Raw genomic sequence first — 13061 nt, 5'->3', positions numbered from 1 at the left:
GGAACACATGATCGATTCGAGCGAACATGAGGGCATGCTGCCTTTGGAACCCTGGGATGGGCCGGCAATCCTGCTGGTCGATCTTGACGCGTTCTTCGCCTCCGTCGAGCAGCTTGACCATCCCGGTTGGCGTGGCAAACCCGTTATCGTCGGGGGAAGCGCCGACAAGCACGGCGTGGTGTCCACGGCGTCCTATGAAGCGCGAGTATTCGGCGTTCGTTCCGCCATGCCCGCGGCAACGGCGCGCAAGCTTTGCCCCCAGGCCATCTGGGCCGCAGGCAGGTTCGATCGGTACAAGCAGGTCAGCAACCAGGTCATGTCCATTTTGAACGATGAGACGCCGCTTGTGCAGCAGGTCAGCATCGACGAGGCCTTCCTTGACGTCACCCCCACGCGCACCAACAGGGAGCACCCCGTTGCCGTGGCAAGGCGCATCCAGCAGCGGGTCGAGCAGCTTGGCGTAACGTGCTCGGTAGGGGTGGGGACCTCGAAGACGGTTGCGAAGATCGCTTCCGATATGGACAAGCCCCGCGGCCTCACCGTCGTCTATCCGGGAACCGAGCGCATGTTCCTCGATCCACTTCCCGTGCGCAGCATGAGCGGCATCGGTGCCGCAGCTGAGCAGCGCCTGAAAAGCCATGGGGTGGAAACGCTCGGGCAGCTGGTGTGCGAGGGCACGGCGCGCCTTGAGCGCCTGTTCGGGAAGAACGGACGCGTCATGTATATGCGGGCCTGCGGTCTTGATGATTCGCCCATCCAGCAACATGCGCCGGTGAAATCGGTGTCGAACGAGGTCACCTTCGCGAACGATCTTCGTATGCGCGAGGATATCGAGGCGGCCATCTGCACGCAGGCGGCAAAGGTAGGGCGGCGGCTGCGCGGCAAGAGCTTGCGCGGGTCCACCATCGGCTTGCGCCTTCGATATCCCGACAGGTCGAGCCGCTCGGTCCAGCGCAGGCTTGCCCGGCCTACCGATGACGAGCTGCTGTTCGCCCCCGAGCTCTGCAGCATGCTCGATGAGCTATGGGAGCCCGGCATCGCTGTGCGCCTTATCGGGGTGTCCGTGTCCGGGTTTTCCGAGCCGGAAGGCGAGCAGGGCAGCTTGTTCGACGTAAAGCAGGTCGCCCCTCTCGAGGGCGATGCGAAGCCGCGTATTCAAGACGAGTCGAAGCGGCGTGGCCTGCTTGCTGCAACCGATCTGGTGAAAGATCGCTTCGGGGAAGGGGCGGTGCGTTTCGGCCACGAGCTGCGCAACGACGGCAACACCACCGGCACCGCCGCCAAGAACCCTGCCGATTATAAGTGAGCATGCTGTATGCAGCGCCTGCGTTCCCGATGGCGACGTAGGCGCTGCGTGCGTGTTCGGCCTGCCACGGGCATCACGGTGACGAAGTTTGCCCGTTGGCTCACGGGTTTGATGGTTCCCGCTTGCTGAGCGCCTCCATGCGTATGACCGATTGGAGCGTTTGGGATAAGCGGATGAACGGCTAGTAGTCCCAGTAATCCTGTATCAACTCCTGTCTGTTCGCTTTCTGCGATTTCTTCAGGATATTGTGCACGTGCACTTTCACGGTTCCCGGTGCAAGCGATAGCTCGGCTGCTATGTTCTGGTTGTCCTTGCCAAGCAGCACCAGTCGCAAGATCTCGGTTTCGCGAGGCGTCAGCTTGTGGGATGCCGCGTACGGTACCAGGTTGTGGTCGATATAGGTTTCCACCTGGTCGCCACCTTGCGTGGGAGGTTCGCTATGGCGTACGGAAAGGTACGTTAACGAAGAGCGCAGGGCCACGAACTCGCAGACCAAGGCAAGCAGGTTCTCTGCGAAGTTGCGTTCCGGGAAGAAGCCCAGGGGAATATCCACGTGTCCGGGGCCGATCAGCAGCAATACCAAGCCGTTTTCGGCCACCACCGCAAGCAGCAGAACCCAAAGCAGCACATAGAACTTCGGGAAGCGGCTTAGTCGCAGCCGTAACCGATCGTCGTCGGTGGTGATGTATTTATATGCTGCGAAAAACAGCATCCAGGCGATGAACACCTCGCGCAGCGAATAAAACACGAACATGTGCACATACCCTTGCGGAAGGAGCAGCGTCACGGCAAGGCTTGCGCCGACGAACAGATACGCCGGGCCGAACTTGACGATAATCGAATCTTCTTCGACGTAGGCGCACACCATCAACCAAAACGACATGAGCGTAGCGCAACCGAAGATGATGGAAAAAGCGGGGTCCCCGATGAAGAACGCCTCATGCGATACCGCCGACTCCGATGCCATCACGTAATCGTCGCGGAACACCAGCATGCAGTCGGCGTAGTACATGAGAAAGCCTGCGAAGCAGTACAGCTGCACCTTGTTGCGCGAGACCAAGTAGGATGCCAGGCAGCATGCCGAGGTCAAGATCGCGCATATCTGCATGGCGATCGAGTAGTAAAACAGGAACATACTTGAATCCATAGCGCATCGCTTTCGTTTGGTTATGGGTCCCAGTCAGAACGGGTTCAGTATACGCTACATCTCCTAAACAAAGAAATACCTGATGAGAAGTACCTATACCCGGTTTATACCTTCATCTATACCCAGCTTTCCTCTGGTGATATATGCCTAAACCTGGCAATGATGTGTGCAGCCCGAAAAGCACGGGCGCAAGTCGCTCGCAATCAAGCGGACTGAGCCAAGCGGAACGTGGAAGTTGCGACAACGCTATACCGGATGAGAGTCCGGAACTCCATGAAAGGGGGGTGCATATGTCTACCGAGGCCGCTGCCGTCGACTCCGCAGGCGGGCCCGTGGTGAAGAAGAAGACGAAGAGGAAGAAGAAGCTTAGTTTCCCGACGGCGTTCACCATCCTGTTCGTCTTGACCATCATCGCGGTTATCGCAACGTCGTTCGTGCCGGCAGGACAGTACGCGAAGCTTCAGTATGTGGCCGACTCCAATGTGCTGACGGTCACGAGCCCGCAGGGCGAGATCAGCGAGGTGCCGGCAACGCAGGACGAGCTCGATCAGCTCGGCGTGCAGATCGACATCGAGCAGTTCACCGGCGGGTCCATCACGAAGGCCATTTCGATCCCCGGAACCTATGAGCAGCTTCAGGCTCAGCCTAAGGGCATCGCCGATGTCACGCAGGCAATGGTATCCGGCACGATCGACGGCGTCGACATCATGGTGTTCATCCTGGTGCTCGGCGGTCTGATCGGCGTGGTCAACGCAACCGGAGCGTTCGAATCCGGTCTGATGGCTTTGACGAAAAAGACCAAAGGCCATGAGTTCTTGCTCGTGTTCCTGGTCGCCCTGCTCATGGTCCTCGGCGGCACCTCGTGCGGCCTTGAAGAGGAGGCTGTGGCGTTCTACCCGATTCTGGTACCGGTGTTCCTAGCGCTCGGATACGACTCCATCGTATGCGTTGGCGCTATCTTCCTGGCCGGCTCCATGGGCACCACGTTCTCCACGATTAACCCGTTCAGCGTCGTTATCGCCTCGAACGCGGCGGGCATCAACTTCATGGAGGGCTTCGAGTGGCGCGTCGGCGGCTGCATCGTGGGCGCCATCGTGGTCATCAGCTACCTGTACTGGTACTGCAAGAAGATCAAGGCCAACCCCGAGGCTTCTTATACCTACGAGGATCGCGAGCACTTCGCGCAGCTGTTCAACGTTGAGCGCGGCGAGACCGCTGCTGCCCATGCAGAAGGCTTCAGCCTGCGCAAGAAGGCCATCCTGGTGCTCTTCATCTCCGCCTTCGTCCTTATGGTGTACGGCGTCATGAACCTGCACTGGTGGTTCCCGCAGATGGCTGCCATGTTCCTGGCCATCTCAATCATCATCATGTTCATCTCGGGTACCGACGAGAAGACCGTGGTGAACGCGTTCATCAACGGCGCATCCTCGCTGGTCGGCGTTTCCCTGATCATCGGCCTGGCCCGTGGCATCAACCTGATCATGGAAGAGGGCCTGATCTCCGACACGCTCCTGTTCTGGTCCTCCAACGCGGTCCAGGGCATGGCGGGCCCGGCGTTCATCCTGATCATGATGCTGCTGTTCTTCCTGCTCGGCTTCGTGGTCCCGTCTTCCTCCGGTCTGGCCGTTTTGGCAATGCCCATTATGGCTCCCCTGGCCGATACGGTCGGCATCGATCGCTACTCCATCGTCTGCGCTTATCAGTGGGGTCAGTACGCGATGCTCTACCTCGCACCTACCGGCCTGGTTTTGGCAACCCTTACCATGTTGGATATGAAGTACTCCAAGTGGTTCAAGTTCGTGTGGCCCATCGTGGTGTTCACGTTGGTGTTCGGCGGTATCCTCCTGTGCGCGCAGGTCATGCTCGCATAATGCCGCAAACATACTCCTTATGAAGAAGGCTCCCCGCGGGGGAGCCTTCTTCATGTCTGCGCCGGCTGTGCGATCGATAGATCGTCTGGGCAAGTCGCGCTGCCGCAACAGACCCGTCATCATTTGCTTGAGTCGCGCGGTCGCTTGTCGATCAAGCAAGGTGATGTCGACGTTTCAGATTCCGATTCGCGCGGAGCAGGCGATTAAGCCAGGGCACGTTATTTTGTATCGGACGGGTTTCTAATCGCGGTTCGATGCCAGGAAGAACAGCGCCATGGTGCCCGGGCCGGAATGCGCACCGATGACGGGGTCGACGTAGTTGATGCGGATGTCTTCGACGCCGAAACTTTCGCGGATCTTCTTCTCGAGCCATTTCGCATCATCGATGCAATCGCCATGGGTGATGAAGACCGTTTGCTCGGCGATCGGCGCCGTGCCGGTGCGCTCCATGTGGTCGAGCAATGCGGACAGCGACTTTTTGCGTCCTCGCACCTTTTCCAAGGGGACAAGGTGCCCCTCGTCGTCTACGTGCATGACCGGCTTGATGTTGAGCAGCGTGCCGGCCCAGGCGCTCGTCTTCGAGACGCGGCCGCCGCGCCACAAGAACATGAGGTCGTCGACGGTGAACCAATGCGCCAGATGAAGCTTGTTCGCCTCCGTCCAATCGCGCACTTCTTCGATGCCCTCGCCCTGCTCGGCGCGCTGGCATGCGTGCCACACGAGCAGCCCTTGGCCGCCCGAGGCTGCAAGCGTGTCGACCGTCAGCAGCTTGCGCTGAGGGTACTCCTCGCGCAATTGCTTTGCGAGAAGCTCGGTGGCCTCATAGGTGCCCGAGAGACCACTGGAAAAGCCCAGGTATAGGATGTCCCTGCCTTGATCGAGCAAGCTGCGGAACAGCGTCTCGGTATCGGCAAGGTTGGGAAGCGAGGTGCGGAACACCTTTCCCTCGCGCATCATGGCATAGAACTGCGAAAGGTCGGTTTTCCTGCCTTTGAGATAGCTGCGATACACCGTGTCGTCGCCATCGGCCATGAACGAGAGCGGCAGCACGTGCAGTTCATAGCGGTCGATGGTTTCCTCGGTGAGGTTGCAGCAAGAGTCGGTCACTATCTCGAAGCTTCGGTTCATGGTCGTGCCTTTCCTAACAGGTTGCCCGTCTGCGGGGTGAGACGTCGCAAAACCCTTGGATTCGATGCGGCGCATACGGCGCAACGCCCCGTATTCAGCTTACGTGTCCACACCAGTATAACCTTCCGAAACCATATCGCTGCGCTACCGCAACGAACGGTACCGCGTTTTCTCTGAGTGCTTTTTCGGAATGTGGCCTGCGCGCGTTTCGTTTCCGTGGGTTTCCTATATACTAATCGGGTTTATAAGCAAGGACGGCATGCGCCGTCTGGTCATAGTTAGGCAAAGGAAGGCGCGATCTCGTGGCGAACACGTACAAGAACACCATGAATCTCCCGCAGACGGATTTCCCGATGCGAGGCAACCTGCCGGCATCCGAGCCGAAAAGGCTTGAGAAGTGGGAGCAGGAGCACATCTACGAACAGGTTCTCGAGAAGAACAAGGACGGCAAGCCCTTCGTCCTGCACGATGGCCCGCCTTATGCCAACGGCCCCATCCACATCGGCCACGCCTTCAACAAGGTGCTGAAGGACTTCGTGAACAAAAGCCATGCCCAGCGCGGGTACTTCACCCCGTACGTGCCGGGTTGGGACTGCCACGGCCAGCCTATCGAGCATATGGTCGAGGTCACCTTGGGCCCTGATAAGATGAAGGAAACGCCGCAGCCCGAGTTGCGCCGTCTGTGCCGCGAGTGGGCGACCAAATACGTCGGCATCCAGCGCGATGGCTTCAAGCGCCTGGGCGTCAACGCCGACTGGGATCACCCGTATCTGACCTATATCCCGAACTTCGAGGCCGGCAACGTGGAGATCTTCCGCGATATGTACCTCAAGGGCCAGGTATATCGCGGCCGCAAGCCCATCCACTGGTGCAAGAAGTGCCATACGGCTCTTGCCGAGGCCGAAATCGAATACTCCGACGAGGTTTCCCCGTCCGTTTACGTGAAGTTCAAGCTTGACGCCATGCCCGGCATCTTCGAGGCCGCCGGCGCCACCGGCGATGCGTACGTGCTCATTTGGACCACCACGCCGTGGACCCTTCCGGCCAACGCCGCCGTGTGCCTGATGCCCGACGCCGATTACGTCATGGTCCAGGTCGACGGCAGCAACGTCATCTTCGCCAAGGAGCTCGTCGAGGAAGTCGCTGAGATCGCCGGTTGGGAGGATTACTCCCTGGTGTGCGGCCAGGACGGCCAGCCCGTCGTGCTCAAGGGCACGGAGCTGTGCGGCCTTACCTATACCTGCCCCATCCGCCAGGACCTTAAGGGCAAGATCATCTACGGCGACCATGTCACGCTCGACTCCGGTACCGGCTGTGTCCACACCGCCCCGGGCCATGGCCAGGACGACTACCTGGTGGGCCTGCAGTTCGACATCCCGATCCTCATGCCCGTCGACGACAACGGCGTGCTCACCGAGGATGCCGGCCCGTTCGCGGGTCTGGATACCGACGACGCCAACCCCGTCATCATCGATTGGCTGCGCGAGCAGGGCACGCTCGTGGCTGCGCGCAAGATCAGCCACAGCTATCCGCATTGCTGGCGCTGCCATGAGCCCGTCATCTTCCGCGCCACCGACCAGTGGTTCGTCTCCATGGAGGAGAACGGCCTGCGCGGCAAGGCTATGGACGCCATCGAGCGCGATGTGACCTTCTATCCCGGCTGGGCCGTCAACCGCATCGGCTCCATGGTGTCGGACCGTCCCGACTGGTGCATCTCGCGTCAGCGCAGCTGGGGCGTGCCCATCCCCGTGTTCAAGTGCGCCAAGTGCGGCGAGACCGTGGCCAACGAGGCAACGTTCGACGCCGTTATCAAGCTGTTCTACGAAGAGGGCGCCGACGCCTGGTTCACCAAGAAGCCCAGCGAGTACCTGCCGCACGGCACGCACTGCGAGAAGTGCGGCTGCACCGAGCTCGTCCCTGAGAAGGACATCCTCGACGTGTGGTGGGAATCCGGCGTCACGCACACCAGCGTGCTCAAGCACCGCGCAGACGAGGGCCTGACGTTCCCGGCCGATATGTACCTGGAAGGCTCCGACCAGCACCGCGGTTGGTTCCAGTCCAGCCTGCTCACCAGCGTGGGCGCATATGGCTGCGCACCGTATAAGAACATCCTGTCGTGCGGCTTCACCGTCGACGAGCAGGGTCGCAAGATGTCCAAGTCCCTGGGCAACGGCGTCGACCCGGCCGATGTCACCAGCAAATGGGGCGCCGATGTCTTGCGCTTGTGGGTCGCATCCGCCGATTACGCGCAGGACGTGTCAATTTCCGACAACATCTTGAAGCAGGTCTCCGACGCATATCGCCGTTTCCGCAACACGTTCCGCTTCCTGCTGGGCAACCTGTCTGACTTCGACGATCAGGCGAATGCGGTTTCCAACTGGGACGACCTCGAGCCCATCGACCAGTACATGATGGCCAAGACCGCCCAGCTGCTCTCCGACGTCGAGCAGGCCTACGACAGCTTCAAGTTCAACGGCGTCTACCGTGCCGTCTACGACTTCGTCAACGACCTGTCCAGCGTGTACATGGACGTCACGAAGGACCGCCTGTACTCCGAGTCGCCCGACAGCCCGCGCCGTCGTGCCGTGCAGACGGTGCTGTTCAACATCCTGGAAGTACTTGTGCGCGTGCTTTCGCCCATCCTGTCGTTCACGGCCGATGAGGTGTGGGAGTGTTATCCCGAGGCCATGCGCAACCGAGAAGGCCGTGTGTGCAACGTGCAGCTGGCCGGCTGGCCGCACCGCTCCGGCTTCGTGCCCGCGCTTCCCGGCAAGGCTGCCGAGGACAAGGTGCTCGCCGCATTCGGCGGCGCCCTCGAGGTGCGCGACGTGGTCACCAAGGCGCTTGAGGACGCTCGCGGCGCCAAGGTCATCAACAAGAGCCAGGAAGCCACCGTTTCGGTTACCGCTCCGCAGGCAACCCTCGATGCGCTTTCAGCCTTCGATGCCTCCGTGTTCGAGGAGCTGTTCATCGTGTCCGGCGTGACGTTCGCCGCAGGCGACGAGCTTGCATGCGAGGTCAAGCCCGCCGAGGGCGACAAGTGCCCGCGTTGCTGGAACTATCGCGAGCTCGGCGGCAACGCCAACCACGCGGATGTTTGCCAGCGTTGCGGCGACGCCCTTGACGCCATCGGCTTCACCGAGGAGTAAACGGTTTGACCCAGCATGAACCTATGAACATCGCTGGAAGCGAAGGGGCCGACGCGGTATGCGCCGGCCCCGCGCCTTCGGTGCGCTCCCAGGCGCTTCGCTTGGGGGCCATGGGCGTTTTGGCCCTGTGCTGGATCGCCCTGGACCAGGCGGTCAAGTTCCGCTTGAACGCCCATGCAGCGGGCAGCGTCCTGTCCGATCCCGTTGCCGGTTTGCTCAGGCTGCACCTTGTGCACAACACCGGCGGCGCCTGGAGCATGTTCTCGGGCGCCACGGCAGCCTTGGGCGTGTTCTCCATCGTCATGTGCGCGGCGCTTGCGGCGTTCGCGGTGCACGAGCGCGCCCGTATCAGTTGGCCCGAGCTTATCGGGCTGGGGCTTGTCATCGGCGGGGGGATAGGCAACGCCATCGATCGTTTCGCCTTGGGCTACGTGGTTGACTTCATCGACCTCAGCTTCATGGATTTCCCTGTGTTCAACATCGCCGATATCGGTGTGACCTGCGGTCTTGCTTTGTTTTTGATCGGATGGATCGTTCGCGAACGACATCATGAGGAGGTGCGCTAGATGGGCGCGTTGAAAAGCTATACCGCCTGCGCCGAAGATGCCGGTTCGCGTATCGATGCCGTGCTGGCCGCACACGGGCTGTATCCCAGCCGTAGCGCGGCGGCGCGGGCCGTGGAAGACGGCGCAGTATACGTCAACGGCTCCACCGTGGCGAAAAAGCATACGCTGTGCGCGGGCGATACGGTGGTGTACGAGGTGCCGGACGCTCCCGAACAGGGCCCTGTGCAAGGCCAGGCCATCCCGCTCGATATCCGCTACGAGGACGACGACATGCTCGTCATCTCCAAGCAGGCGGGGCTTGTGTGCCATCCGTCGGTCGATCATGCCGATGGCACGTTGGTCAATGCCCTGGTCTACCATTGCGGCGTCGAGCACCTGTGCAACGTCCAGGGCGAAAGCGATCGCCCCGGCATCGTGCATCGCCTCGACCGCGACACCACGGGCCTTATGCTTGCCGCAAAAAACGATGCTGCCGGTTTGGCGCTTATGGCCGATATCCGCGATCGCGCGGTCGATCGCCGCTACCTTGCCTTGGTGCACGGGGTCATCCCGCACGATACCGGCATGATCGATGCGCCCATCGCCCGTTCGCTCAACGAACGCACGCGCATGGCGGTTCGCGAATGCCCCTCGGCGCGAGATGCGCTCACCACGTTCCGCGTGCTCGAGCGCTTCGAGCATGGCTCGCGCGACAACGGCTATACCCTGATTGACTGCAAGCTGTACACGGGCAGAACCCATCAGATCCGCGTTCACATGCAGTACGCGAAGCATCCGTTGGTGGGCGATCCGGTGTACAACTCCGGTGCGCCCAAGGACGCCGATGCGAACTTCGGGCTTGATCGGCAGTTCCTGCATTCCTTCCAGGTGGGGTTCACCCAGCCCATGACGGGCGAGGGCCTCTTCTTTGCCGATAACCTTACCGACGACCTTGCTGCCGTGCTCGATCAGCTGGCATCTCGAAGCCGCGGTCGTACCGAGGCGGGTAGGGAAGTGTTCGAGTTGCTGGCAGACTCGCCGCACCCCACGGCTCCGGTACACCATCTGGAGGATTTCGGAGCTCTATAGCATTTGGTAGCGTGTTTGCGTGCAAACACGTTGCATCGGGCGGCTTGCAACAGCCGCCTTCTTGTTTTCGCAGGCGAAGTTTGGAGACGGTTGCTATGACGGCATATGAGGCCACGCGTATCGGCGTGCTGCTCGCGAACACGGGCACGCCGAAAAGCCCCGAACCGCGCGACGTGCGCAGGTATCTGGGAAGGTTTTTGATGGACGAGCGCATACGTCCTATGGCCAAGGCGCCATGGTGGTTGATCCTGCACCTGTTCATCCTTCCCACGCGTTCGGTGAAGTCCGGGAGGAAATACGGGAAGATCTGGACCGAAGCCGGGTCGCCCTTCGACGTGGAGCACGCCAAGCTTCGGAATCTGCTGGAACAACTGCTGCAGGGCGATGGCATGGATGTGCGGGTGCAGGTGGGGCAGAGCTATGGCGAGGATTCCATTCAAGCGGCCCTTGCCGCCCTTCGTGAGCAAGGATGCACGCAGGTGGTGGTGCTTCCCTTGTATCCGCAAAGCGCCCATTCGACCACGTTGAGCGTCAAGGACGGCGTTGCGGCGGCTATGACCGAGCTGTCATGGCAGGCGCCGGTGGCGTTCGTGGATTCTTATGGTATGGACAGCGCCTATATCGATGCGATCGCCGAAACCGTTTCGGCTGCGGGTTTCAACGCGCAGGCGGGCGATAGGCTGCTGTTCAACTACCACTCCATTCCGATGAAAGATATCGAACAGGGTGATACCTACGAGCCTCAGACCGGCGCAACCGCTTTGGCGGTGGCGGGTCGCCTTCGTCTTGACCGAACGCAGTGGTCCATCGGTTACAACTGCCGGTTCGACAAAAGCCGCGAATGGCTGCAGCCGTTTACCCGAGGCGTTCTCAAACGGTGGGCACAGGCGCGAGATGGCCGTGTCTTCATGGTTTGCCCGAATTTCGCGGTAGATTGCCTTGAAACCCTTTATGATATCGATTACGAATTGGTGCCTTGGTATCGACAGGCCGTCGAGGAAGCCGGCCGACCGTACGAAGGCAGCGAGTTCGTATATGTTCCGTGCCTCAACGGCACGTCGATGCATGCTTCGGTGCTTGCCCATGTGCTTGCGCCGTATCTTACCGGAGAGGATCATCATGAGTAGCGAGGCTGCAAAACCTCAGAAAACGGTGCTGCTGGGCGTAACCGGCGGCATTGCCGCATATAAATCCTGCGAGATCGTCCGCGGCCTTCAAAAGGCTGGCGTGCGTGTGAAGGTATGCATGACCGAACACGCCACGCATTTCGTCGATCCCGTCACGTTCCGATCGCTTACCCACGAGAAGGTGGCGGTCGACCTGTTCGACGACCCTACCGATCCCATTCATCACATTTCGCTTGCCGAGGAGGCCGATGCCTTCGTCATCGCGCCTTGCACGGCCAACGTCCTGGCCAAGCTGGCCAACGGCATCGCCGACGATCTGCTCACCACCACGGCCCTGGCGTGTACCGCGCCGCTTGTGTTGGCGCCGGCCATGAACGTGCACATGTACGAGGCGGCTGCCACGCGCTACAACATCGGCAAGCTCGGCATCCGCGGCGCCGTGTTCGTCGAGGCCGATGAGGGATACCTGGCATGCGGCGATGTGGGACGCGGCCGTTTGGCCGACCCTGCCGCCATCGTCGCGCGCACGCTCGAGGTTCTTGGCGTGAAGCAAGACCTTGAGGGCAAGCATGTCATGATCACCGCCGGTCCCACCGTCGAGCCCATCGACCCGGTACGCTATATCTCCAACCGTTCTAGCGGCAAGACGGGGTACGCCATCGCGCGCGCTGCCCGGCGCCGTGGCGCCGATGTGACGCTGATCACCGGGCCGGTTTCCATTCCCGCCCCCTCGGACGTCCACGTGGTGCACGTGAACACCGCGCTCGAGATGCTGCAGGCTTGCGAAGAGGCGTTCCCTTCCGCCGATATCGCGTTGTTCTCCGCAGCCGTCGCCGATATGCGTCCGGCGCATGCGGCGGACCATAAGCTGAAGAAGGGCGCGGCCGATGCCGACCTTGGCACCATCACATTGGTCGAGAACCCGGATATCCTTGCCACGCTCGGGGCGAAGAAGGGCCCGCACCAGGTTGTGGTGGGCTTCGCTGCCGAAACTGATAACGTCATCGCTAACGCCCAGGCGAAGCTTGTGAAAAAGAACGCCGATGTCATCGTCGCCAATCGAGTGGGCGAGGGGCTAGCGTTCGGCACCGACGACAACGCCGTGTGCTTCGTGGACGCAGACGAGATCGACGAGACGCCCAGCATGCCCAAGGACAAGCTGGCGGACGTGATCCTCGATCATGCGTTGGAATATCTGCGCTAGGTTGCCGAGCGAAGTCTTTGTGTGCGGGAGAACTTTTTCATGATTTGCGAAAAAGTTTGAAATTACCCCTTGCACGCTTTCCTGGTTTTGGTATTATAAATGAGCTGCTTCGGACAGCAGCAGTTTGAAAGTTCGGGTTGTGGCGCAGTTTGGTAGCGCACTTGACTGGGGGTCAAGGGGTCGCAGGTTCAAATCCTGTCAACCCGACCAGCTTACACAAGCAGGTCTTAAGATTTCTTGAGACCTGCTTTTCTTTTACCTCGACTGATTCGTCTTCTTATCTTGATTTCCACCTTCTCTGTGCCGCAACCGTGACGTTTGCTGTTTGAACACGCCGCATGTTGCAGCCTTGGCTTTCTCTTTGCGGGCATGACACGGGCGCATGGAGCCCGCCGAGAGCGCTATGGGGCAATTTTTGGGGGCGGCCTCACATTGTGATGCGGTCGCGTATGACGATATCGGCCGTTTTTCCGAGGTAATACCTAGGATTCGGCT

The 13061-nt window shown here is 60.6% G+C and carries 9 protein-coding genes and 1 tRNA gene; 8 read left to right on the top strand and 2 right to left on the bottom strand.

What is annotated here, in order from left to right; all coding sequences use genetic code 11:
• Positions 1 to 7 precede the first annotated feature (7 nt).
• On the top strand, positions 8 to 1306 hold the full coding sequence (gene dinB / locus SFHG_RS04475) for a DNA polymerase IV (protein ID WP_042434290.1): 1299 nt from the start codon (positions 8 to 10) through the stop codon (positions 1304 to 1306).
• Between the two features lie 181 nt (positions 1307 to 1487).
• Here dinB and SFHG_RS04470 read toward each other — a convergent pair whose 3' ends face one another.
• Positions 1488 to 2453: a response regulator transcription factor gene (locus tag SFHG_RS04470; protein WP_042434287.1), complete on the bottom strand. Its 966-nt coding sequence runs from the start codon at positions 2451 to 2453 to the stop codon at positions 1488 to 1490.
• Between the two features lie 290 nt (positions 2454 to 2743).
• On the opposite strand from SFHG_RS04470, the gene SFHG_RS04465 reads away from it, so the two are divergent.
• Positions 2744 to 4324, top strand: a complete 1581-nt coding sequence (locus tag SFHG_RS04465; protein WP_042434285.1) for a YfcC family protein — start codon at positions 2744 to 2746, stop codon at positions 4322 to 4324.
• Positions 4325 to 4564: 240 nt separating this feature from the next.
• Here SFHG_RS04465 and SFHG_RS04460 read toward each other — a convergent pair whose 3' ends face one another.
• Positions 4565 to 5452, bottom strand: a complete 888-nt coding sequence (locus tag SFHG_RS04460; protein ID WP_042434283.1) for a DegV family protein — start codon at positions 5450 to 5452, stop codon at positions 4565 to 4567.
• 302 nt (positions 5453 to 5754) lie between these two features.
• Here SFHG_RS04460 and ileS point away from each other — a divergent pair, with 302 nt between their 5' ends.
• From ileS to SFHG_RS04430, 6 genes are all read left to right on the top strand, one after another.
• Positions 5755 to 8601, top strand: a complete 2847-nt coding sequence (gene ileS / locus SFHG_RS04455) for an isoleucine--tRNA ligase (RefSeq protein ID WP_042434280.1) — start codon at positions 5755 to 5757, stop codon at positions 8599 to 8601.
• A 5-nt stretch (positions 8602 to 8606) separates the two neighbouring features.
• Complete coding sequence (gene lspA, locus SFHG_RS04450; protein ID WP_202898089.1) at positions 8607 to 9167, top strand: signal peptidase II; 561 nt, start codon at positions 8607 to 8609, stop codon at positions 9165 to 9167.
• Positions 9168 to 10235: an RluA family pseudouridine synthase gene (locus SFHG_RS04445; RefSeq protein WP_042434277.1), complete on the top strand. Its 1068-nt coding sequence runs from the start codon at positions 9168 to 9170 to the stop codon at positions 10233 to 10235. It abuts the gene before it with no gap.
• Positions 10236 to 10330: 95 nt separating this feature from the next.
• A complete protein-coding gene (gene hemH / locus SFHG_RS04440) occupies positions 10331 to 11362 on the top strand; it encodes a ferrochelatase (protein ID WP_042434274.1) in 1032 nt (343 codons plus the stop codon).
• Positions 11355 to 12566, top strand: coding sequence for a bifunctional phosphopantothenoylcysteine decarboxylase/phosphopantothenate--cysteine ligase CoaBC (gene coaBC, locus SFHG_RS04435; RefSeq protein WP_042434272.1), 1212 nt, complete (start codon positions 11355 to 11357; stop codon positions 12564 to 12566). The genes hemH and coaBC overlap by 8 nt, the downstream gene beginning before the upstream one ends.
• A 133-nt stretch (positions 12567 to 12699) precedes the next feature.
• Positions 12700 to 12776, top strand: a tRNA-Pro gene (locus SFHG_RS04430).
• Positions 12777 to 13061 lie beyond the last annotated feature (285 nt).

The organism is Senegalimassilia anaerobia JC110 (assembly GCF_000236865.1).
Lineage (GTDB): Bacteria > Actinomycetota > Coriobacteriia > Coriobacteriales > Eggerthellaceae > Senegalimassilia > Senegalimassilia anaerobia.
This window is presented reverse-complemented; position numbering and strand designations above follow the sequence as displayed.

Coding starts and splice junctions, on each gene's coding strand:
- hemH (WP_042434274.1), top strand. CDS start 10,331: ATGACGGCATATGAGGCCACGCGTATCGGCGTGCTGCTCGCGAACACG.
- SFHG_RS04460 (WP_042434283.1), bottom strand. CDS start 5,452: ATGAACCGAAGCTTCGAGATAGTGACCGACTCTTGCTGCAACCTCACC.
- dinB (WP_042434290.1), top strand. CDS start 8: ATGATCGATTCGAGCGAACATGAGGGCATGCTGCCTTTGGAACCCTGG.
- coaBC (WP_042434272.1), top strand. CDS start 11,355: ATGAGTAGCGAGGCTGCAAAACCTCAGAAAACGGTGCTGCTGGGCGTA.
- SFHG_RS04470 (WP_042434287.1), bottom strand. CDS start 2,453: ATGGATTCAAGTATGTTCCTGTTTTACTACTCGATCGCCATGCAGATA.
- SFHG_RS04445 (WP_042434277.1), top strand. CDS start 9,168: ATGGGCGCGTTGAAAAGCTATACCGCCTGCGCCGAAGATGCCGGTTCG.
- SFHG_RS04465 (WP_042434285.1), top strand. CDS start 2,744: ATGTCTACCGAGGCCGCTGCCGTCGACTCCGCAGGCGGGCCCGTGGTG.